At 44.1% G+C, this 22,641-nt stretch carries 24 protein-coding genes; 10 read left to right on the top strand and 14 right to left on the bottom strand.

What is annotated here, in order from left to right; translation table 11 throughout:
* Positions 1-52 precede the first annotated feature (52 nt).
* Positions 53-970 carry a UDP-3-O-acyl-N-acetylglucosamine deacetylase gene (gene lpxC / locus QUE24_RS04610; RefSeq protein ID WP_286305472.1) on the top strand — a complete coding sequence of 306 codons (918 nt, stop codon included), beginning with the start codon at positions 53-55 and terminating at the stop codon, positions 968-970.
* Here the strand turns inward: lpxC and QUE24_RS04605 are convergent.
* Entirely contained in the window at positions 967-1,368 is a 402-nt protein-coding gene (locus QUE24_RS04605) for a DciA family protein (RefSeq protein WP_286305471.1), read from the bottom strand. The genes lpxC and QUE24_RS04605 overlap by 4 nt on opposite strands.
* An 81-nt stretch (positions 1,369-1,449) precedes the next feature.
* Here QUE24_RS04605 and QUE24_RS04600 point away from each other — a divergent pair, with 81 nt between their 5' ends.
* The 4 genes from QUE24_RS04600 to QUE24_RS04585 all read left to right on the top strand — a co-directional run bounded on the left by QUE24_RS04600 (position 1,450) and on the right by QUE24_RS04585 (position 7,517).
* Positions 1,450-2,364 (top strand): M23 family metallopeptidase, encoded by a 915-nt coding sequence (locus tag QUE24_RS04600; RefSeq protein ID WP_286305470.1) that lies wholly within the window; start codon positions 1,450-1,452, stop codon positions 2,362-2,364.
* A 146-nt stretch (positions 2,365-2,510) separates the two neighbouring features.
* Positions 2,511-5,228, top strand: coding sequence for a preprotein translocase subunit SecA (gene secA, locus QUE24_RS04595; RefSeq protein WP_286305469.1), 2,718 nt, complete (start codon positions 2,511-2,513; stop codon positions 5,226-5,228).
* Positions 5,228-6,454: a bifunctional glutamate N-acetyltransferase/amino-acid acetyltransferase ArgJ gene (argJ, locus tag QUE24_RS04590; protein ID WP_286305468.1), complete on the top strand. Its 1,227-nt coding sequence runs from the start codon at positions 5,228-5,230 to the stop codon at positions 6,452-6,454. Before secA ends, argJ begins: the two co-directional genes overlap by 1 nt.
* A 13-nt stretch (positions 6,455-6,467) precedes the next feature.
* Positions 6,468-7,517 carry a DUF3549 family protein gene (locus QUE24_RS04585; protein ID WP_286305467.1) on the top strand — a complete coding sequence of 350 codons (1,050 nt, stop codon included), beginning with the start codon at positions 6,468-6,470 and terminating at the stop codon, positions 7,515-7,517.
* A gap of 5 nt (positions 7,518-7,522) precedes the next feature.
* Here QUE24_RS04585 and QUE24_RS04580 read toward each other — a convergent pair whose 3' ends face one another.
* From QUE24_RS04580 to QUE24_RS04555, 6 genes are all read right to left on the bottom strand, one after another.
* Positions 7,523-8,152, bottom strand: a complete 630-nt coding sequence (locus QUE24_RS04580; protein ID WP_286305465.1) for an NAAT family transporter — start codon at positions 8,150-8,152, stop codon at positions 7,523-7,525.
* 43 nt (positions 8,153-8,195) lie between these two features.
* The gene (locus QUE24_RS04575; RefSeq protein ID WP_286305464.1) at positions 8,196-8,708 is read right to left on the bottom strand and encodes a pyridoxamine 5'-phosphate oxidase family protein; all 513 of its coding nucleotides are present in this window, start codon (positions 8,706-8,708) and stop codon (positions 8,196-8,198) included.
* A 7-nt stretch (positions 8,709-8,715) separates the two neighbouring features.
* Positions 8,716-9,255, bottom strand: a complete 540-nt coding sequence (def, locus tag QUE24_RS04570; protein WP_286305463.1) for a peptide deformylase — start codon at positions 9,253-9,255, stop codon at positions 8,716-8,718.
* Positions 9,252-9,890: a 2OG-Fe(II) oxygenase gene (locus tag QUE24_RS04565; protein WP_286305462.1), complete on the bottom strand. Its 639-nt coding sequence runs from the start codon at positions 9,888-9,890 to the stop codon at positions 9,252-9,254. The genes def and QUE24_RS04565 overlap by 4 nt, the downstream gene beginning before the upstream one ends.
* 152 nt (positions 9,891-10,042) lie before the next feature.
* Positions 10,043-11,287, bottom strand: a complete 1,245-nt coding sequence (locus tag QUE24_RS04560) for a nucleoside recognition domain-containing protein (RefSeq protein ID WP_286305461.1) — start codon at positions 11,285-11,287, stop codon at positions 10,043-10,045.
* Positions 11,288-11,383: 96 nt separating this feature from the next.
* A complete protein-coding gene (locus QUE24_RS04555) occupies positions 11,384-13,216 on the bottom strand; it encodes a DEAD/DEAH box helicase (RefSeq protein ID WP_286305460.1) in 1,833 nt (610 codons plus the stop codon).
* A 193-nt stretch (positions 13,217-13,409) separates the two neighbouring features.
* Here QUE24_RS04555 and QUE24_RS04550 point away from each other — a divergent pair, with 193 nt between their 5' ends.
* Entirely contained in the window at positions 13,410-13,619 is a 210-nt protein-coding gene (locus tag QUE24_RS04550) for a dodecin (protein WP_007145985.1), read from the top strand.
* A gap of 23 nt (positions 13,620-13,642) precedes the next feature.
* Positions 13,643-15,067: a dihydrolipoyl dehydrogenase gene (locus QUE24_RS04545; protein ID WP_286305459.1), complete on the top strand. Its 1,425-nt coding sequence runs from the start codon at positions 13,643-13,645 to the stop codon at positions 15,065-15,067.
* 47 nt (positions 15,068-15,114) lie between these two features.
* On the opposite strand, the gene QUE24_RS04540 is transcribed toward QUE24_RS04545, so the two are convergent.
* The 3 genes from QUE24_RS04540 to msrB all read right to left on the bottom strand — a co-directional run bounded on the left by QUE24_RS04540 (position 15,115) and on the right by msrB (position 17,424).
* Positions 15,115-16,716 (bottom strand): ABC-F family ATPase, encoded by a 1,602-nt coding sequence (locus QUE24_RS04540; RefSeq protein WP_286305458.1) that lies wholly within the window; start codon positions 16,714-16,716, stop codon positions 15,115-15,117.
* Positions 16,717-16,781: 65 nt separating this feature from the next.
* Positions 16,782-17,042 (bottom strand): GIY-YIG nuclease family protein, encoded by a 261-nt coding sequence (locus QUE24_RS04535; RefSeq protein ID WP_286305457.1) that lies wholly within the window; start codon positions 17,040-17,042, stop codon positions 16,782-16,784.
* Complete coding sequence (gene msrB, locus QUE24_RS04530; RefSeq protein ID WP_286305456.1) at positions 17,026-17,424, bottom strand: peptide-methionine (R)-S-oxide reductase MsrB; 399 nt, start codon at positions 17,422-17,424, stop codon at positions 17,026-17,028. Before msrB ends, QUE24_RS04535 begins: the two co-directional genes overlap by 17 nt.
* A 519-nt stretch (positions 17,425-17,943) precedes the next feature.
* Between msrB and QUE24_RS04525 the strand changes: the two genes are divergently transcribed.
* Positions 17,944-18,417, top strand: coding sequence for a hypothetical protein (locus QUE24_RS04525; protein WP_286305455.1), 474 nt, complete (start codon positions 17,944-17,946; stop codon positions 18,415-18,417).
* A 5-nt stretch (positions 18,418-18,422) separates the two neighbouring features.
* On the opposite strand, the gene QUE24_RS04520 is transcribed toward QUE24_RS04525, so the two are convergent.
* The 3 genes from QUE24_RS04520 to QUE24_RS04510 all read right to left on the bottom strand — a co-directional run bounded on the left by QUE24_RS04520 (position 18,423) and on the right by QUE24_RS04510 (position 20,566).
* Entirely contained in the window at positions 18,423-19,265 is an 843-nt protein-coding gene (locus QUE24_RS04520) for a sensor histidine kinase (protein WP_286305454.1), read from the bottom strand.
* A gap of 198 nt (positions 19,266-19,463) precedes the next feature.
* Complete coding sequence (locus QUE24_RS04515) at positions 19,464-19,871, bottom strand: hypothetical protein (protein WP_286305453.1); 408 nt, start codon at positions 19,869-19,871, stop codon at positions 19,464-19,466.
* A gap of 8 nt (positions 19,872-19,879) precedes the next feature.
* Entirely contained in the window at positions 19,880-20,566 is a 687-nt protein-coding gene (locus tag QUE24_RS04510; protein WP_286305452.1) for a response regulator transcription factor, read from the bottom strand.
* A 173-nt stretch (positions 20,567-20,739) separates the two neighbouring features.
* Here QUE24_RS04510 and QUE24_RS04505 point away from each other — a divergent pair, with 173 nt between their 5' ends.
* Positions 20,740-21,207, top strand: coding sequence for a Spy/CpxP family protein refolding chaperone (locus QUE24_RS04505; protein ID WP_286305451.1), 468 nt, complete (start codon positions 20,740-20,742; stop codon positions 21,205-21,207).
* A 67-nt stretch (positions 21,208-21,274) separates the two neighbouring features.
* On the opposite strand, the gene QUE24_RS04500 is transcribed toward QUE24_RS04505, so the two are convergent.
* Positions 21,275-21,769, bottom strand: a complete 495-nt coding sequence (locus QUE24_RS04500; RefSeq protein ID WP_286305450.1) for a hypothetical protein — start codon at positions 21,767-21,769, stop codon at positions 21,275-21,277.
* 179 nt (positions 21,770-21,948) lie between these two features.
* Between QUE24_RS04500 and ung the strand changes: the two genes are divergently transcribed.
* The gene (ung, locus tag QUE24_RS04495) at positions 21,949-22,635 is read left to right on the top strand and encodes a uracil-DNA glycosylase (protein ID WP_286305449.1); all 687 of its coding nucleotides are present in this window, start codon (positions 21,949-21,951) and stop codon (positions 22,633-22,635) included.
* The last annotated feature ends 6 nt before the right edge of the window (positions 22,636-22,641 follow it).

Raw genomic sequence — 22,641 nt, 5'->3', positions numbered from 1 at the left:
CTGCTTATGATATTATGCTTTGATCTGTAACTGTTTAAGGGGGTAAAACACCGTGATAAAGCAACGAACATTGAAGAATGTGATTCGTGCGACCGGTGTCGGTTTGCATAGTGGTGAGATGGTATATCTGACCCTGCGACCTGCCGCCCCTAATACAGGCATTATTTTTCGTAGAGTGGATCTGGACCCGGTTGTCGAGATTCAGGCAAAAGCTGAGAATGTGGGTGAAACCGCTCTATCGACCACGCTGATTGAACATGGTCAACGTGTTTCAACAGTGGAGCATTTATTATCTGCATTTGCCGGCTTAGGTATTGATAATGCTTATATTGACCTGAATGCAGCTGAAGTACCCATTATGGACGGCAGTGCCGGTCCCTTTGTGTTTTTGGTGCAGTCGGCAGGTATTGAAGAGCAGAATGTGGCTAAACAGTTCATCCGCATCAAAAAACCAGTTGTGATGGAAGACGGTGATAAATGGGCGAAATTTGAACCATTTGATGGTTTTAAAGTGTCATTTACTATCGATTTCGAGCATCCTGCATTTACTGGACGACCTCAACAAGTCGATGTTGATTTCTCCTCCACATCGTTTGTTCGTGAAGTCAGTCGTGCACGCACATTTGGTTTTATGAAAGATATCGAAAAATTACGCGAAAACAATCTGGCATTAGGTGGCAGTATGGATAATGCCATCGTGGTTGATGATTACCGTGTGTTGAATGAAGATGGCTTACGTTATGAAGATGAATTTGTTCGTCATAAAGTGCTGGATGCCATCGGTGATTTGTATTTGCTGGGACACAGTCTGATTGGTGCTTTCAAAGGCCATAAGTCAGGACATGAGGTGAATAACAAATTATTACGGAAATTATTAGCTCAGGAAGATGCCTGGGAGTTGGTCAGCTTCGAAGACGATAAAGATGCCCCCATTCTTTTCAGTCGACCTGCTGCCTCAATTTCAAGCTAATTTTTCTGATTGGATTGACGTTTAGCGAGTTTATTCAAGGCGGCCTTTAATGGGCCGTCTTGCATTTCAGCGGCAGTACTTGTTAGAAGTTCTGCCGTTTCAGTTGATACACGGAGCGTATTCGGATTCATTTTCGATTTAAGCGGTTCGCTTTGTGGTCTGACCTTGACCTCCAGTTTTTTTACTGGATTCGGTAAATGCGCTGATAAGGTTTTACAAATAAAGGCAGCCTGAAAGCGCAATAAACTCGCATAATTGGCTTTATCAGTGAGAATGATGATTTTATCTTCCGTGATGTTTGCCAATGTGCAATGATTACTAAATTTTAAAGGCAGGCTTTTTTGTAAAATGGTGTTAAGCTTGTTCAGTTTTTGGGCGCGAATTGATAACCATTTCATCTGGTTATCGTTTTGATAGAGTTGACCAATGCGCTCAGGTTTTTTTGACATATTATTTTAAGTGACTGAAAAAGGATAACAATGCAGGTTATCATTATATCCTCAAACAGCAAGACCCATAAGCATTGGCATTTAACGCGATCCAGTTTGTTCGTGCTGATGCTGATGCTGACATGCCTTATTAGTGTTAGTAGCTATAGCCTGGCGAAATGGCTCTATACAGACCGCATAACAGAAAATCTCCAGCCTGTCCCCGTTCCTACTCTCTCTTCTAGTTCAAATCCCATCGATACCACTCAGAACCTGGACGAAAATCAAGAAGAAAATTTACAAGATTTTTATGCCAAACAGCTCGGTGGTTTACAGGCAGAAACTATACGTTTGAAAATGTTCAGTGAGCGTCTGGCGCAAATTGCAGGCTTTGAGACAGAAGACTTTTCTTTAGATGAGCATCCTGGTCAAGGTGGTATTGAACATGATGGCTCGCCTCTTAATAGTGAGGCACTGGAAAGAGGTATCCAACAGCTATCAAGTCAATTACGTGGTCAGAGTGATACATTAAATGCCCTTGAAGAGTATCTCATAACAAAAGAAAATATTGCGGCAGGTATTCCTGAAGGTAAACCGGTTAAAAATGGCTGGGTGTCATCATTTTATGGCAATCGTATCGACCCGTTTAATGGTAAAAAAACCTTCCATGAAGGTATCGACATTGCCGGCAAAGAAGGCAGTCCAGTCATGGCTGTAGCCGATGGTATTGTCAGCTGGGTGGGTGATCGTGGCGGTTATGGTGGCTTAGTCGAAGTCGACCATGGTAACGGCTATGTCACACGATATGCCCACAATAAAACAATAAAGGTGAGTAAGGGCGAGCGCGTCAGCAAGGGTGAAGTGTTGGCGCTGATGGGATCGACAGGGCGGTCAACCGGCCCACACGTTCACTACGAAGTCTTACGTGACGGCCAACATATCAATCCTTATAGTTTTATCAAGTAAATTCTTTTGAGCTCTTGTTTTATTTGTGGGAAGTCTCCACATGAAACAATGTGATCTACAAACACTGACTTTGTCCGCGTTATAATCACAAGTTTATTACTTTTATCGGTGTTCACGCCGTAATCAACACAGTTTAAGGCGAAAAAATGGTTAGCAAGTTTTTCAGTAAAATTTTTGGTAGTCGTAACGAGCGCGTATTGAAAAAAATGCGTAAGACGATAGATGAGATTGCCAAGTTTGAGACAGAAATAGAACAACTTGATGACCCGGCGTTACGAGCCAAAACTGAGGGATTTAAACAGCGTCTTGCTGATGGCCAAACTATCGATGACATATTGACTGAAGCTTTTGCCGTTGTGCGTGAAGCCAGTAAACGTGTTCTCGGCATGCGTCACTTCGATGTCCAATTAATCGGTGGCATGGTGTTGAATGATGGCAAAGTCGCTGAGATGAAAACCGGTGAAGGTAAAACACTTGTTGCGACATTGGCTGTCTATTTGAATGCACTTGAAGGTAAAGGTGTTCACGTCATCACGGTTAATGATTACCTGGCAAAACGTGACGCCACGCAAATGGGTAAACTATATGAGTTCCTTGGCCTGACAACAGGCGTTATTGTTGGCGGCCTGGGTAATGATGAACGTCGTGAAGCCTATAACTGTGATATCACTTACGGCACCAATAATGAATTTGGTTTCGATTACCTTCGTGACAATATGGCGTTTCGTTTGGAAGAGAGAGTCCAGCGTGAATTAAATTTTGCTGTCATCGATGAGGTTGACTCTATTCTGATTGACGAAGCCAGAACACCGCTGATCATTTCTGGGCCAGCAGAAGACAGTTCAGAGTTATATCAAAAAATTAATACGCTTATCCCTAGCTTGAGCAAACAAGAAGGTGAGGGCGATGACGTTACCGTAGAAGGTGACTACACACTAGACGAAAAAAATAAGCAGGTTCACTTTACCGAGTCCGGTCATGAAAAAATTGAGTCGATGCTCACTGATATCGGTTTGTTATCAGCCGATGCCAGCTTATATGATGCGGCCAATATTGGTTTAATGCACCACGTCACTGCTGCGTTACGTGCGCATGTCTTGTTCCAACGCGACGTGGACTACATTGTTCAGGATAACCAAATTGTCATCGTCGATGAATTCACCGGAAGAAGCATGCCCGGTCGTCGTTGGTCTGAAGGCTTACACCAAGCGGTTGAAGCCAAAGAAAATGTGAAGATTCAAAACGAGAATCAAACCTTAGCCTCTATCACTTTCCAGAACTATTTCCGTCTGTATTCTAAATTATCGGGCATGACAGGTACTGCGGATACTGAAGCTTACGAGCTGCAATCCATTTATGGCCTGGAAGTTGTGGTCATTCCGACCCACAAAGAAATGCAACGTAAAGATGAAGCAGACCGTATTTATCTCACCGCAAAAGAAAAATACGATGCCATTCTGGAAGATGTAAAAGATTGTGTGAAGCGTGGACAACCTGTCCTGGTAGGGACAGCGTCTATTGAAAGCTCAGAATATCTTCATAGCCTGCTTAAAAAGGCCAAAATTCCACACGAAGTGCTCAACGCTAAATTCCACGAAAAAGAAGCACATATTATTGCGAATGCAGGTATGCCTTCAGCGGTAACGATTGCCACCAATATGGCTGGTCGTGGTACCGATATTGTTCTCGGCGGTAGTTTAGATGCTGAGTTAGATGGTTTGCCAGAAGATACAAGTGACGAACAAAAACAAACCATCCGCCAAGCGTGGATGAACCGTCATGAAGCGGTATTATCAGCAGGTGGTTTGCATATCATTGGTACTGAGCGTCATGAGTCTCGTCGTATTGATAATCAACTTCGTGGCCGTTCCGGTCGTCAGGGTGACCCTGGCTCAACACGCTTTTATCTGTCTCTTGAAGATAATCTAATGCGTATTTTTGCTTCAGACCGGATGGCTGGACTCATGCAGAAATTAGGCATGGAAGAGGGTGAAGCTATTGAACACCCTTGGGTATCACGTGCGATTGAAAATGCCCAACGCAAAGTGGAAGGGCATAACTTCGATATTCGTAAACAATTGCTCGAATTTGATGATGTCGCCAACGATCAACGTAAGGTTGTTTACGAGCAGCGTAATGAGCTGATGGCTGCAGACGATGTTTCAGAGACCATCTCATCAATGCGCAGCACGGTGATTAATGATGTTATCAGTATGTATATTCCACCTAATAGCATTGATGAACAGTGGGATATTTCAGGCTTAGAGGAAGCACTCAGAGAAGAGTTTGCTCTTGAAGCACCTGTAGCCGAATGGTTAGAAAATGATGACTCTTTACATGAAGAGTCATTAAGAGAACGTATCGTAGAAGAAGCAGAGAAGGCATACAAACAAAAAGAAGAAGCGGTTGGCTCAGAATTAATGCGTCACTTTGAAAAAGCCATCATGTTACAAACGCTGGACTCCCAATGGAAAGACCATCTGGCCCAGATGGATTATTTGCGTACAGGGATTAATTTACGTGGCTACGCACAGAAAGATCCTAAGCAGGAATATAAACGTGAATCGTTCAGCCTGTTCAAAGCAATGCTCGACAATATTAAGCATGAGGTGATTAAACTCATCTCTCGCGTACAGATTAGAGCAGAAGAAGATGTGGAAGCGGTTGAAGAACAGCGCCGTCAGACAGCTGAAATGGAGTATCAACACGAGCAGGCTCAACAACTAGCCAGTGAAGAGAATCAAGAAGAAGATCTTGCCGCTCATCAACCTTATACTCGTGACGGCAGTAAAATCGGTCGTAACGATCCATGCCCATGTGGCAGTGGTAAAAAATTCAAACAATGTCATGGAGCTATTCGTTAATGGCAGTCAATTTGTCAGCACCTAAGGCGGAAGATTTACTGGCCATTGATGGTATTCGCCTTGCCACGGCTAGTGCAGGAATAAAAAAGCCAGGCAGACAAGATGTTGTATTGATAGAACTCGCCGAAGGCACACAAACAGCCGCGGTTTATACAAAGAATGCTTTTTGTGCTGCCCCTGTCATTGTGGCGAAACAGCATCAAGCAGCTGAAGCGACACGATATTTATTAATTAATTCTGGCAATGCTAACGCGGGCACTGGTGAAGCTGGCCTGGTTGCAGCTAAAGCGTGCTGTCAGGCTGTAGCAGAAGTCGCTGGTGTCAATGAAGCGAATGTTTTACCATTCTCTACAGGTGTAATAGGTCAACCATTACCTGTCGATAAGATCCGTGCCGTTTTGGCTGATGCCTATGATGGTCTATCAGCTGATAACTGGTTAGCCGCTGCTCAAGGCATTATGACAACAGATACGCTCGCTAAGGCGAAGTCTGTGCAAGTTGAATTAGCTGGCAAAACAGTCACGATAACCGGTATATCTAAAGGATCCGGCATGATTCGACCTGATATGGCCACGATGCTGGCTTATATTGCGACTGATGCCAACGTAGATTATGCTGTTTTAACCACCATGTTAAACAACGCCATGAATCATTCTTTCAACCGCATCACGGTGGATGGTGATACCTCTACAAATGATGCGTGTGTGCTAATGGCCACGGGCCAGGCAGGCAACGCAAAGATTACTCAGATTACCTCAGAAGAAGGCGAAGCCTTGCAAAAGGCGCTGAATGATATTTGTTGTTATCTGGCGCAAGCTATCGTACGTGATGGTGAAGGTGCGACCAAGTTTATTTCCATTAATGTAGAGCAAGGACAAAGCCAGGAAGAATGCCGCCAGGTTGCCTATACCATTGCCCATTCACCATTAGTCAAAACAGCACTGTTTGCTTCTGATCCAAATTGGGGAAGAATCCTTGCGGCAGTGGGACGAAGCGGTTTAGCTGATTTTGATTTATCAGGTGTGTCTATTTTTATTAATGATGTCTGTATCGTTAAATCCGGCCAGCCTGATCCAGATTATACTGAAGAGAAGGGGCAGGCTGTCATGGCCGAGTCTGAAATTACCATCACGGTGAAATTGAACCGTGGTGCTGCACATGATCAAGTTTGGACATGTGACTTTTCGTATGACTATGTGAAAATAAACGCAGAGTATCGCACTTAAGCTAGAGCTATCCATGAGCGACAATACCATTACCACCCTAAGTGATTTCTTAGAGCAGAGTGGCGCCCATTATCGTGTTTTTGATATGGGACGCAGAGTGACCAAGCTGAGTGCAAAGAAATTTACCCGCTTTGAAGCGGCTGAAGTGCCATATCCTTATCCGTTTCAACGTACAGCCTTATTTGGCATTATTTTTTGGCATCCTCAGTTCACAGATAGACATTACGTCTGGTTTTTGAAGTTTCCGCTTGATGAGCAGGGCTTGCTGATACAAGCGGCGCGAGATGAGTTTCTGGTGATGGTTCTGGATAGAGTTGGTGAGTGTTTACTCGCAGCTGCAGATGGAAATTACATAGAAGGTGCCCTAAAAGATAGTCCATACAGTTTTAATCCTCGTGAAGATCGGATGGCCGCCTTTAATGCTCAGGCCACAAAGAGTCTGAGTTTAAAAGCCTCGTCATTCTATGAAGCGGCCTTTGCGTATTTTACTGGGCAAAAATCGTTCGACAGTTGGCAAGTGCTCGGCATGCAGGGTGTGGCTGATGTGGCAGTGAGAACTGATGATAGAGCGTTGACGAAAGCCATAATACAAACCCTGCCTCAATTACCGCCTCAACCTTTTCATATGTTGACGTCTTTTATGGAAAATGCAGAGCCCGCTAATAATCTGGTCGAAGCACTACAGTGGCGATTGAAGAATGAGTTGGAACAGAATCAGCCTGATATGGCAGAAATTTGTGCCTGCCTAAGGGCTGTGTCAAATAGTTCTGCTCAGGGCATAGTTGAAGGTATGGTCAAGCAAGTGCTTTGTTCAGACATCAGCCGTCATATCGAAGTCCTGGCTGTTATCGCTGGTAGATGTTGGAAAGTGCTTGAAGAGCCAGAACTGTGTCAGCTCTATGTTGAGAGGCTCGCTATTAATGAAGCGGATTATGAAGGCTTTAGCCATATCTTGGCCGACTTGATGTACATGCCTGCCATGCGAGACAAGGTCATGTCTGCTTTACGTAACCCAAATCGCTCAGCTGAGTTGACGCAGCAAGTCGGAAAGATGTTTGGTTAAGAAGCTTAAGCGGACAAAGCAGGAAATAAACCTTTCAAACCATTGGCAATAAATTCAACGGCGATGGCTGTGAGAATCAGTCCCATAATACGTGTCGCAATGTTAATACCATTGCTTGACATACGTCTTGCTATCCACGGCACAAGCAGCAATAAAATCCATAGCAGTAAGCCCAGCAGAATGATGTCCAGAGCAATCAGGCTGTAGTGAGCGACACCATGTCCTTTGTATGCATTGATAATGACGGTACTGATGGCGCCAGGACCTGCCAGTAGTGGCATGGCGAGAGGCACGACGGCAATTGACTCACCAGACTGTTGTGCCAGTTCATGATTTTGTTTCAAGCCCTTACTGGTGTTATGTAGCATCCCTATCCCCATCAATAAGAGCAGGATACCGCCGCCAACACGAAATGAATTGATGCTGATACCAAAAAACTCTAATACCCATTGCCCGAAAAAGGCTGTCACCAGCAGAATAGTAGTCGCTGCAATAATGACGGTTCGCGCGATCTTCGCTCGTTCAGCACTACTATAGTCAGCTGTCAGGCTAATATAGATTGGAATAATGCCTAGGGGATTAACAATGGCGATTAATGACACCAGAAATTTTGTGTATTCCGTATATTCGAGCATGCTTTAGCTTAAATTCTTATCTTCAATGTCAGTCACAATGCCATCAATGGTCTTGGCATTTTTTCTCGCCAATAGTCTTCAATCCCTTCAACGCCTTTTTTTCAGCCCAATTATTGAGTTGTTCACGTTCGCCCTGATAAGCATAGTAAGGGACGGCCATACCACAGGATGTTTGCACGAGCTCAATGCTGAGATCGAAGATCTGCCGTGCACCGGGAAGGGCATCAAATAAGTGATATAAGTCGCTCCATTCGGCATCATTATGATGAATGACTTTGGCAGTACCATACAGACGCAGGATCATTGGCTTACCATGAAATGCAGTGAACATGACTGTCATTCTTGGCAATTGCTGAATATGACCAGCGGTTTCATTACCACTACCCGTGACATTTAGCCAAATCACTCTATTTGGTGTCAGTACACGCAAAGAATCCATTCCTTTAGGCGAAATATTAACCCGACTGTCTTCTGTTGCCGTGCCCACAAAAAAAATGTGCTGCTGTTGGATGAATTCGATTAAGCGATCAGATAAGGCATCAAACTTTTGTCCCATATGGTTTTTAACTCTCTGTTCTTGTCATCATTAGTTTCTGCCACTCTTGTTCCATCATGATGTCAAAATTTGTCTCAACACGGTCAAGAAAAACATGTCCTTGCAGATGATCAAATTCATGCTGAAAAACACGTGCTAGAAAATCATCATAATGCGTTTCGACCCATTCTGCATGACGCGTTTGATAACGAACCAGTATATGTGTGTGACGCGGAACTAAACCACGAATACCGGGTAAACTCAGACAACCTTCCCAATCTTTTTCTTGTGTATTTGAGGTAGTAATAATCTCTGGATTAATGACAAAAAACGCAGGTATATCAGGCGCATGCGGATAACGGGCATTAGGATGGGAAGACATGATAAAAAAACGTTGTGAGATGCCCACTTGTGGCGCTGCTATGCCCATGCCACCTTTTTCAAGAACAAATTCCATGAGCGCATCGAGTTGGGCCTGGAACTCAGGATTTAGAATATCTTCAACTTTTTCAGTTGCTTGGCGAAGAACTGGGTGCCCTAACTGAAAAATAGTGAAGTCTTTTGTCATATCAACGGGGCTTGTAAAGGATCATGTAATCGGAACCAACCAGCAATACTGTAACGATCTCGACAGCTTTTGACTACTTCATGAGGAAACTCCTCACTCAAGAAAATAACAAAACTGCCAAAATTTGGGTTGACCGTCTCAATGACAGTGTTAGTCTCAGGCGCATAAATTAACAACTGACCGCCATCTTCTTCCTGCCATTCTGGGTTGAGATAGAGCACGGTAGTTAAAACCCGATTAGATTCACCTTTAAAAGCATCCATATGTTTTTTATAAAAAGCGCCGGGTGCGTAATGTGCGTAGTGAGCTTCATAGTCAAACAAGCCCATAAACAGTCGGCGGTTTATAGCGAGCCTAAACTCTGACATTTGATCGAGATAAGCCTTATCAGTGCTATTGTCTGGGGTTAACCAACGAGTTTGATCACGTCGAACAGCGTTATTCAACTGAAAATCCTGTTCTCGTCCAATACCTGCGCGTTTGAAATCATCATCATCTAAATTCATGACACGCTGATGAAGGGCATGATTAAGATTAGCGTGAAGAAGTTGTGGAAGAACACAGTAGCCGCGATCGGCGATGGTATCGGCGATAAGATCGTACGCTGACTCAGTAGGTTGTAGTAGTGGCTTCAAGCATGGAATCTCCAAACGGACAAATAAACCAGACCAATTACTTAGATGGAGTGCTGTTAGTCGGGTGACCTGCTGGTTCCATTGAGGTAAGGGGTTGAACAGGTTGCAAAATTTAGCAAATTTTTCTTGAGTAGGTATGTTTTTTTTACTTACTAGCCGAAAAACCAATAGGCGACAGTGATAGCCGCCAAAATACCGGCTATATCTGCGGCGAGTCCACAGCCGATAGCATGACGGATGTGCTTGATACCAACAGAGCCAAAATAGACTGCTAAAACATAAAAGGTGGTTTCAGTACTTCCCTGAACAATAGCCGAAAGTCGTCCGGAAAATGAGTCTGCACCATAGGCTTGCATCGTATCGACCATCATTGCTCGTGCGCCGCTGCCACTAAAAGGCTTCATCAATGCGGTGGGTAAGGCTTCTATAAAGCGGTCATCTAAACCCAGGCTCAAAATAATATAGCGTAAGCCTTCAGCAAGCATATCCATAGCACCGCTGGCGCGAAATACACCAATAGCTACGAGCATAGCTACCAGATAGGGAATAATGGTGATGGCTGTTTCAAACCCTTCTTTTGCCCCATCAACAAAGGCATCGTAAGCATTGATCCTTTTTTTCCAGGCGGCTGTGATAAATATAATGATCAAGGTAAATAAAATTAGGTTACTGATTAATGACGATTGGCTGACCATTTCTTGCTGCGGTAGATGAGAAAAATAGATGAGTAAGGCCAGCACAAACGCTGTGAAACTACCCAGATAAGCCAAAATAACACGATCCAGAAGATTAATTTTCTGTACCCATGCCACACTGAGTAAACCAACCAAAGTAGAGATATATGTGGCAATTAGAATGGGAATAAAGACATCGGTTGGGTTGGCTGCGCCCATTTGTGCACGATAAGTAAAGATGGTGACGGGAAACAAGGTGACAGCAGAGGTATTAATCACCAGAAACAGTATTTGGGCATTACTGGCAGTATCTTTGAACGGATTTAATTTCTGTAGTTCCTTCATGGCTTTGATGCCCAGCGGCGTCGCGGCATTATCCAGACCAAGTGCATTAGCAGAGATATTCATCACCATGGCCCCAATAGCTGGATGGTTTCTGGGAATATCGGGCATGAGGCGTTGAAATAATGGTGTTAAAGCCGCCGTCAGTAATTGAATAAAGCCGCTTCGCTCCCCGATTTTCATGATACCCAACCATAGTGCCAGCACACCTGTCAGCCCGAGAGAAATCTCAAAGGCGGTTTTGGCCAGTTCAAACATGGCTTGCATGAGTTGGGTGAATATTAACTGATCGCCCAGTACCAGTAATTTAAACAAGGCAACGAGAAACGCGATGAGAAAAAAGCGATCCAGATAATATTCAGCATGCGCGTATTGTGGCATGAGTGTCTGCATTGCGGAAGTTAGTGGGAATAAAGACATAAAAAAGCCCGCTCAGTACGATTCACTTGCGGGCTCTTTTGAGTGCTTATATGGCCTTTAGTCGCGGTTAGCTTTTCTTTGCTTTTTTGCGGCTATGGCTGGACGTTTCTTGGTTTTTCCTGGCGGTCCATTTCGGCGAGGTTTTCTTTCTGATCTCGCAGATGACATATCTGCCTCAGCGCCGGGCAGACTAATCTCGAGCTGCTTATTATTAACCCAGACTTTTCTTAAATGCTGGAAAATATCTTTTGGCATACCATCAGGCAAATCAACCAGGCTGTGATCCTGATTAATCGTAATACGGCCAATCATACGACTATCCATACCAGCTTCATTGGCGATAGCACCCACGATATGCTTTGGCTCAACATTTTGTTCTACACCGACCTCGATCCGGTATGTTTTCATACCTTCTTCAGCCTGATGAGCTGCCTGACGGCGAGGACTACGTTCTGCTCTTGGTGGTCTTTCTGAACGCATACCACGTTCACCACGATTCGCTCGTTCAGGACGATCACCACGCTCAGCTCGCTCTCTAGGTTGTTTGCGTTCTGAATGGACAACAGGAGGATTTAAAGGACGACTTTTCTGTACCTGGAAGGCAAGGGCGGCCGCCATTTCAATCGGATCCGCATTATGTTCTTCTTGATACTGACGAATCAGATTTTCAAAAAAAGCGAGATCTTGAGATTCGATGGTTTCTGTCAGGTCTTGTTTAAAGGCCATAACACGACGGTCAGCAATATCTTCGCTACTAGGCAGTTGCATCCGAGTAATCGTCTGTTTAGTGGCTTTTTCAATCGCACCCAACATACGTTTTTCACGTGGAGAGACGAATAAAATTGCTTCACCTTTACGGCCTGCACGACCCGTTCTACCAATGCGGTGAACGTAAGATTCGGTGTCATAAGGAATATCGTAATTAACGACATGGCTCATACGTTCGATATCCAGACCGCGAGCAGCCACATCGGTGGCAACCAAGATATCAATCTTGCCTGCTTTCATTCTTTCGATGGTTTTTTCACGTAGCGCCTGATTCATATCACCGTTTAGTGGTGAACTGGCGTAACCACGTGCTTCTAGCTTTTCAGATAAATCCACTGTCGAATTTTTAGTACGCACGAAGATAATCATGCCATCAAAGTCTTCAACTTCAAGAATGCGCGTCAATGCATCCAGTTTATGTAACCCGGTTACCTGCCAGTAGCGTTGTGTGATCGTATCTACGGTCGATGTTTTTGATTTGATATGCACATCAACAGGATTATTGAGATAACGCTGTGCAACACGGTGTATTGGTTTAGGCATGGTGGCTGAGAATAAAGCCACCTGACGTGTTTCTGGTGTTTCTTTCAGAATGGTTTCAACATCATCAATAAAGCCCATGCGCAGCATTTCATCAGCTTCATCCAGCACCAGTGCTTTCAAATCTTCGAGGGGTAATTTACCGCGACGAATCAAATCAAGAATACGACCAGGCGTACCGACGATAACTTGTGGGCTACGTTGTAACTGGCGTAATTGAATGCCCATGCTTTGACCACCATAAACAGGTAACACATGGAAGTTTTTCATATGACGACCATAACCTTGCATGGCTTCAGCGACTTGAATAGCTAACTCACGCGTGGGGGTGAGTACCAGAATTTGTGGTGTCTTTTGACGATCATTCAAACGACTTAATAGAGGGAGAGAAAAGGCGGCCGTTTTACCTGTACCGGTTTGGGCCTGACCCAGCAAATCACGACCTTCTAATAATGGCGTAATACTTTGGGCTTGAATCGGTGACGGTGTTTCGTAACCGGCTTCTTTGATTGCTTTGACAATAGCGGGAGCGATACCCAGCTCACTGAATGAGGGGATCGAGTCAAGTTGTTCTGTGGACATGCAAAAACCTGTGAATGTCAGTTTTGAACGCAAAACTGAGGAGCGGGATGATAAACGGCATATTATACGATCCTGAAATGGCAAAAGATAGAAAAATCATTTGTTTAATGTGATATTGCGCATTTCTGGTAATGTCGGGTTTTAGGTTTTATGATGGAAATTCAAATGACTTTCTGACAGTGAGGAGACAGAGATGAGTGAACATACCTATAAACTGATTGAATTAACCGGTAGTTCAAGTGAAAGTTCCGATCAGGCGATTCAAAATGCCATCAAAAAAGCCGGTGAAACGGTCAAACATATGCACTGGTTCGAAGTGATTGAAACCCGTGGTTATATTGAAAATGATGGTGTGAAATACTGGCAGGTCACCATCAAAGTTGGGTTTAGAATCGAAGATTAAATATCGCTCCTCAAAGGACTATCATGTCAAATACAACCCAGACCGATGTCATTATTATCGGGGCAGGTACCGCAGGTTTAGCCGCGCTCAAGCAAGTGCAGAAGAAAACGGATGCGTTTTTGTTAATTAACGAAGGTGAATATGGCACCACCTGTGCCCGAGTTGGCTGTATGCCATCCAAGCTGCTTATTGAAGCGGCAAATGCTTATCACCGTCGTCATACTTTTGCTGAGTTTGGTATCCAGAATGCGGAACAACTCAGTATTGATATACCAGCGGTATTACGCCGGCTACGTCATATACGAGATTATTTTGTTTCCAGTACATTAAAGTCGATCAGTCAGATTGAGGATAAGGTGATCACCGGTCGAGCCACGCTCACCGGGCCCAACACTGTCAGAGTGAACGATGATGTGTATACCGCCAAAAAGATCATTATCGCCACTGGCTCCAGACCTGTACTACCGCCTGAGTGGGAGCAAATAGGCAACAATAAAATTCTCACCACCAATATCTTGTTTGAACAAACTGATTTAAAGCCCAGGATCGCTGTTATCGGTCTGGGGGCTATTGGTATTGAAATGGCTCAGGCTCTGTCACGATTGGGTATCGAAGTCACGGCATTTGGCGCAGAGTCTATGTTGGCGGGACTGACAGATAAAAAGGTCAGTGAGGCATTGCACGAAACACTGGCTAAAGAATTTACGCTCTACACAGAAACTGAAGCGGATTTAGAGGAGACTGAAAACGGGGTCAAAGTCATCACTCAGAAAAGTGAATTGGAAGTGGATCAAGTGCTGGTAGCAGTGGGTAGACGCCCCAATCTGGATGGCATGGGACTGAATAAACTGGATGTCAGCCTTGATGACAAGGGGATGCCAGACATTAATCCGAATACGACTCAAATAGAAGGCTCAGCGGTATTTATCGCTGGTGATGCGACGGCCGATAAAATGTTATTACACGAAGTGGCTGATGAAGGGCGTATCGCAGGGCATAATGTAATGAGTGACCATGTAGAAGCCTATTGTCGTCGTATACCTCTCAGTATTGTATTTAGTGAACCAGGCTGTGCTGTGGTGGGCACTGCTTTGCAACAACTTGATCAGCAGACAATCGTCATAGGGGAAGCGAGCTTTACAGATCAGGGTAGGGCGCGGGCTGCACAACGAAACCAGGGAGTGATGCGAGTTTACTTGGATAAATCATCTGGAAAGATTGTGGGGGCAGAAATGGCTTGTCCTGCGGCTGAGCACATGGCTCATTCGCTGGCTTTGGCTATCAGTCAGGAATTGACGGCAACCGAAGTGCTGTCGATGCCAATTTATCATCCGGTACTGGAAGAGGGGATGCGAACAGCTTTGCGTGATGCGAATAAGAAAATACAAACATCACACAGTTTTGACTTATCCCGTTGTGATGCCTTCCAGGCCGAAGCCTTAGATTAATTCAGGCTGGGGGCTTACGCTCCCAGCCTTATGGCTATTTTGCTGAATTAATTTGTTACACCCAGACTTTTTAAATACTCATCATAGCTACCACGGAAGTCCGTAATACCATCGGCTTCCATATCAAAGACGCGTGTCGCGAGTGAAGAGACAAATTCACGATCATGACTGACAAAGATCAGCGTGCCTTCAAATTGTTCTAGTGCCATATTCAACGATTCAATTGATTCCATATCCATATGGTTCGTGGGTTCGTCCATGACCAGAATATTCGGACGTTGCAGAATCAATTTACCGAATAACATCCGACCTTTTTCACCACCAGATAACACATTGGCTTTTTTGTCGATGGTGTGGCCCGAGAATAATAAGCGACCCAGAGTGCCCCTGATGACTTGTTCATCGTCTTCAGGTCCGGCCCACTGAGACATCCATTCAAACAGGGTCAAATCATCTTTAAATAGATGATCATGATCCTGCGCGTAATAACCAATATTGGCATTCTCTGACCATTTCACTTCACCTGATTTAGGTGGAAGCTCACCTACCAGGGTTTTGACTAAACTGGTTTTACCAATACCATTGGGGCCGATAATGGCAATTTTCTCACCAACTTCAGTCATAAAGCTAAAGTCTTTAAATAATGAGGTTTCATCCGTTTCATAAAACTGGGTGATTTTGCTGACTTCTAATGCATTACGAAATAGCTTCTTGTCCTGTTCAAAACGAATAAAGGGATTGACCCGGCTGGAAGGTTTGATATCTTCCAACTGAATTTTCTCCATTTGTTTCTGGCGAGAAGTGGCTTGTTTAGCTTTGGATGCGTTCGCAGAGAAGCGAGCAACGAAGCCCTGAAGTTCTTTAATCTGCGCTTTTTTCTTTGCATTATCCGCCATCAAACGTTCACGAGCCTGTGTCGATGCCAGCATATATTCGTCATAGTTACCTGGATAGATTCGCAGTTCACCATAGTCCATGTCGGCCATATGTGTACAAATACTGTTCAGGAAATGGCGGTCATGCGAAATGATAATCATGGTACTGTTACGCTGATTAAGTGTGTCTTCCAACCAGCGGATTGTGTTGATATCCAGATGGTTAGTCGGCTCGTCAAGCAGCATGATATCCGGGTCAGCAAACAGCACTTGTGCCAGTAAAATACGGAGTTTCCAACCTGGTGCGATTTCACTCATCGGGCCGTAGTGCTGTTCAACAGGAATGCCGACACCCAGTAATAGTTCACCGGCACGTGATTCAGCGGTGTAACCATCCATTTCTGCATACTGACCTTCCAGTTCAGCGACTTTGAGACCGTCTTCTTCACTCATTTCTGGCAGGTTATAAATGCGGTCACGCTCAATGTGGACTTCGTATAACTCAGGTTGTCCCATGATTACCACATCAATGACGCGTTGATCTTCATACGCGAACTGATCCTGCTTTAATACGGCAAATGATTCATTCACGTCACGCATAACCGTGCCTGAGGTAGGCTCAAGTTGTTTAGCGAGAATTTTCATAAAGGTGGACTTACCACAACCATTAGCGCCAATGAGACCATAACGGTTGCCGTCACCAAATTTGACGGACACATTTTCAAATAGGGGTTTAGCACCAAATTGCATGGTGATATTTGCAGTACTGAGCAAGGGAATATCCTGTTATCTGATTGCGACAAGAATGACGCTGAAAAAAAGCGCCATTATACAGATTGTTAGCGTGTAGCGATAAGGGCTAATTTCGCCTGTCGGCTGAGTTTTTTTATAGCTGCTTCACGTTTAGAAGCTTGACTGCGATCAGGCTGTGTTTCCTGGTAGACAATCTTTTTTGCCTGACTGGTGTGAAAAAAACGCGCACCAGCTTTGCCGGCTTGATGCTCTTGAAATCGGCGCGATAAATCAGTGGTGATACCGGTATAGAGATGACCGTTATCTGCCTCGATGATATAAACCGTCCATTCAGTTTTGGTCGTCAAAATCGAGTGCTACCGAATTAATACAATAACGAAGCCCTGTCGGTGCCGGACCATCGTCGAAGATATGACCTAAGTGTGCATCACAGTGTTGACAGCGTACTTCTGTTCGGTCCATGCCATGACTGTGATCGGCCAGATGGTTGACCACGCCATGAGATATCTGAGCAGAAAAACTTGGCCAGCCGCAACCAGAATCGAATTTATTTTCAGACGAAAACAAGGCTTGTTTACAGCAGGTACATCTATAGACGCCTTGATCATCATGATCGACGTAGATGCCAGAGAATGCGGGTTCTGTGCCAGACTGACGCGTTACATAAAATTGATCTTCGCTCAGTTCTTCACGCCATTCAGCGTCAGATTTTATCAGTTTGTCGGGCATTTTTTGTCAAAGTTGTACCTAGAAAAAATAACATTGTAGGCAAAACACGTAGAAAAATCAGCTCAAAGGGATTTTTTGAAAGCCATCGACGGGGAGTGACTGAAAAAAGTTGCCAGCCAAAAGACTGGCAACAAACTCGGTTTTCAGATTTAAGAGAGAGGGAGTAGGTCGGCCTTTGTTGTCACAAATTCCTATCAACTCCATCGGTTAATAATGATAATGATTATCATTTAAATTAGCAAGTAGTTTTTTGAAATTAATTGGAGGTTTAGTATTTCTCTATTTAAGTCAGTTGCTTAACTCATAGAAAAAGATCATATTTTTTGTTTAGGCAGCGTTGTTAGGCTACAAATCAGCGTCATTTCTCTGCTCCGTGTGTTCATGAGTCCTTTACATGCTTTTACATAGGTTTACTTTTTCCTGTCTATTATCAATAAGTTAATAGAAATATAGTGTGAGATAACTAAGTGACATAGCTTTAAAGCTATCGTCACCCTTAAAAAGGATAAGGGTAAAGTTATGGCTATAAACGGTCTATCTAATAATCTGCATTATCAATATTCAAGGTCAACGAATATAACTGAGAAGGCCAATGCTATTTATGCAAAGTTGAATGAAGAAGAGCAAAGCTTTCTTGATAAAGACACGATAGAAAAAGCGCTTCAGCAGATAGCGGAAAGTCGAGCCAATAACAATAAATCTTCTTTTCCATTGCAAAATGATGCCAACGAAATAATAGATGGCCAAGGCGTAATTCCTAATAAGCAATATGAACTCGCTAATGAGCTAGCTATACGAATACAGGCGAATGATGGCAAGCCAGAAAAACGGCCTCAAGCATACAATCTTCGTGTTGATGATGTCGGTGTGTTGGTGAGTGATATCGATACAATTAATCAGAAACCCAAAGCGAGGAGTTCAGCTCAAATAAACGATAAAGAAGCGTTAAGCCTTGAAACTAATGTTAAACGCCATGTTTCTTTAACCGCCTAAACGGATTATTTTTTATAGGGTAATTCGACCTCAACTCGAAGACCACCTTCCTGCCTGTTAGCTGCTTTAATTTCACCATGATGTGCACTCACCGCTCGATACGCGATAGCCAAGCCTAAACCTATACTGTCATTTCTATGTGTGAGCTGTCCCCGGAAGAAGGGTTTGAATATGGATTCAATATCGGCTTCTGCAACACCAGGACCGTTGTCTTCGATCACAATACATAAACGTTGCTTTATGCTGTCCGTTGTTACCCGCAGAGTGATCTCTGCATTTTCAGGAGAGAACTTAATAGCATTTCTCAGAATATTTTCGATAGCTCTGTGTATCAATTCACTTCTTACCGTAATAAAAATATCTTCAGCAATCGTGTAATGGATTGTTATCTGTTTACTACTGGCTTCAAAACGGGCATCACTGATAATTTCATCCAGCAGATCATTCAAGCTAATCTCCACATGAACATTATCCGTCACGCCAGTCTCCAGACGGGATAAGACGAGTAATTCACCGACCAGATCGCTCATGCGTTGTGATTCCCGCTCTATACGATTTAATATTTCTGGTGTTTTCTCTGGTTGTTGTTCAGCAATACCAATGGCCGCTTGCATTCTCGCCAGTGGTGAACGAAGTTCATGTGAGACATCGTGCAAAAGGCGTTGTTGTGCTGACATTAGATGACTAATCTTTCCGGCCATATCATCAAAATTCTGGCCCAGTTCCACCAACTCATCTCGTCGATGCCCCATTTTGTTGCCTATGCGGGTGTTAAGTTGGCCCTCTGCTAACTTTGAGAAAGACTGTCTCAGTAATCCGATGGGCTTGGTAAAGTACCAGGCCAGCAACGCGCTAAAAAAATCGCTGCAATCAAACCAGAGCCAATCAATAAAACGAGTGGATAGGGCACGGTTTCAGAGGGGGAGGGGGAATGCGCCTGGTTTCAAAGGGTGGTGTTGGAAAAGGTTCATTGAGCATGGGAGCTGGCCCAAACTCACGTCGCTCATGCGGTGGCCCGATAAAGAGTGTTTCTGATACCCCGCGTTTTATTGGCGAGAAAAAGAGTAATGCATTATTTTCTTTATCAGAAACGTAGCGGATGGCGAGGGGGAACTCCCCTGCAGAAATAATGCTCGCGCGTAGCCCACAACTTTGGGATCAATAGAGCGACCCAGTACGTCATTCCCCTTATCATCGATGGCATAGACGTCTGGAAATGGTGCATGATGCGCTTTTTCCAAGAAAGTAATTAATGCAGTCTTACCACCATAGCTGAAAATTTCGGCGGCGACTGAGACAAAAGCATGCGCATCAACATCGATTTCCGGATCGGTTTTATTGGCTTGTTCTTGTATGGATTTATGATGTAACCAAACGACCGTTCCCACGCTGAGTCCGGCTAATAATAATGCCAGCCAGAACACAGTAAAGAATTTCCAGAATAACTTACTCATCCTAATGATTATTCCCGAATGAATTGATAACCTTTGCCTCTTATTGTCTGAATATAGGACTGTCCGTCTTGCTGGTTGCCCAGTTTCTGACGAATGCTGCTCATATGCACATCAATACTGCGGTCAAACCGCACCAATGGCCGACCCAGTGCGCGTTGAGATAGTTCATCTTTGCTGACAACTTGACCGGCTTTACGCACCAATGCTTCGAGTAGGTTAAATTCAGTACTGGTCAACTCCAGTGGCTTTTCAAACCACAAGGCCTGTCGTTTTTGAGCACTCAGTTGAAGAGGACCTATTTGAATATCCTGTGACTGCATATCCACCATAACAGCATCCATTCGCCGAAGAATCGCACGAATACGAGCAACGAGCTCTCTTGGTGTGCAGGGTTTGGGCACATAATCATCAGCACCCGACTCCAGGCCTATAATACGATCAATATCATCACCCTTAGCGGTGAACATCAGTACCGGAATCAGACTTTTCTGGCGAATTTGTAGCAGGATTTCTGTGCCTGAAATATCTGGCAACATCATATCCAGAATAATCAAGTCAAACGAGCCACTGAGCGCCATTTCCAAACCAACTTTACCGGTTAAGCTACTTTTCACCTGAAACTGTTCTTGCTCCAGATACTCCTCAAATAATTCAACCAATTCAGCATCATCGTCAATGATGAGTACATTCGCCACAGCCAACTCCTTATTCTGTTGATGCTGCCATCATAGAGTGTACTGAATGATGGCTCCAGCTTTAGCCAGCAATCTTTACTTGTTTTTACCTTTGTCTAACCCTCGTTAACATGCTGATGCGTGATACTGGCTCTCAAGTTCAAGGTGATTGGCCTGAAAGTAGGTTAAAGACAATGATAAAGAAAATAATTTTACTGATGATTATTCTGCCTGTTGTTGCCATCGCTATTACTATGAATGGCGAGGCCAATCACATAAAACATCATGAAGTGTCGTTGGTGCATCCAAACATGCAACACAAACCAAAGCCTGATGATGTAGGGTTTTTCTTACACGATCTCAATTTAACTCCGGCTCAAAATTCAAAAGTTTTAATGTTGCTGGAAAAAGAGCGCGACTTAATGGAGGAGGATCGAGAGAAGGCACGACAAGTCAGACGCCGTATTCAAGAAATGGCATTGTCTGATGATTTTGATAAGCACAAGCTGGAAAAATTAATTGATCAATCCTTGGTCATTCACAAACGTTATGCCTTAACAAAGGCTCAGTTTTCTCATGAGCTATTTGAAGTGCTTACCGAGCAACAACGCCAAGCATTAAAACTTAAGATGCTGAGTTTTAATGCACCATTTCCCGGCTAGAGAATATGCACGGCTCTCCCTGACCAATCCTCTCTCCCGTCCCAAATGATGGGGAGAGCTGCTGCATTTATTTCAGTTTTGATAATTGGGTGAGGGCGTACCCTTGATGATAGCCTTTTGACCGCATATTAAAATAGTACTGACAATAGGCTGAGAAATTATGAGGCGTGCCTTCGGTTGGCAAGTGGGTAAACATATCTATCAGGCTAACAGCGCTCTCTTCAATACCTATTTCTAACAACATGTCTTCCAACTGTACCGCTCTGTTGGCAATCATGCGTGGACTTTCACGGAAGTGTTGTGAGGCATGCTTCAAAATTTCAACCCGATGGTCACGATCTGTAACTTCACCTCTCAATGCGGCGGCACTGCGTAAAATAAGCCAGTCTTGAGGTGTCAGATCATCGTAGGCTTCCAACCATTGGGGTATATCCTCTTTTTCTAGTGGTGATGGCACTGTCGTATCAGAAGCACTCAGGTCATAGTCTTCTTCATTGTTGTCACAGGCGCTTAGTAGCCCAATCATAAAAAGACTGATGAGGATGTGTAAATGTGTTCTCACGAAAGTGACACCTGCAATAAACAATACACATAGGCTAGCATCAGGGAGATGATGACCCTATCGGATATTCTCCTGTTTTATTTAAGGAAAAACTTCTTGTATCGCATTTATTCTGTGAAAGCTGTTTTACAGTCAATAACATTCGGTATCATACCTTGAGTTTTTTGTAAGGAATAAACATGGTTCTGGAACATGCGCCCAGCTGGCAGACCGTTTTGGCGTCAGAATTTGAAGCACCTTATATGCAAAATCTGAAGACGTTTTTACGTCAGCAAAAAGATCAGCATAAAAAAATCTATCCTCATTCCGCTGATTGGTTTCATGCTTTAGAAACCACACCACTTGATGAGGTAAAAGTCGTCATCCTCGGACAGGATCCTTACCATCAGCCAGGTCAGGCTCATGGCTTATGCTTTTCGGTCAAACCCGGCGTCAAAGTGCCGCCATCACTGGTGAATATTTATAAAGAGCTAGAGGCCGATCTCGGTGTGATGCCTGTCAAGCATGGCTATCTGGAGTCGTGGGCGAAGCAGGGAGTATTGTTACTCAATGCGGTATTAACCGTCGAAGATTCAAATGCCAATGCCCATCAAGGTAAAGGCTGGGAACAGTTCACTGATAAAGTCATCGAAACCATAAATGCACAACGTGAAAATGTCGTGTTTATGTTGTGGGGTAGCTACGCCCAGAAAAAAGGTAGCGTGATTGACCCGCAGAAACATCTGGTTTTAAAAGCACCTCACCCGTCGCCATTATCTGCACATCGCGGCTTTCTTGGCTGTCGTCATTTCAGTCAGGCGAATGACTACCTGACACAACATGGGCTATCACCCATAAACTGGCAGTTACCCGAGACCGCATCGTAAGAAATT

Source organism: Methylophaga marina, from assembly GCF_030296755.1.
Taxonomy (GTDB): domain Bacteria; phylum Pseudomonadota; class Gammaproteobacteria; order Nitrosococcales; family Methylophagaceae; genus Methylophaga; species Methylophaga marina.
This window is presented reverse-complemented; position numbering and strand designations above follow the sequence as displayed.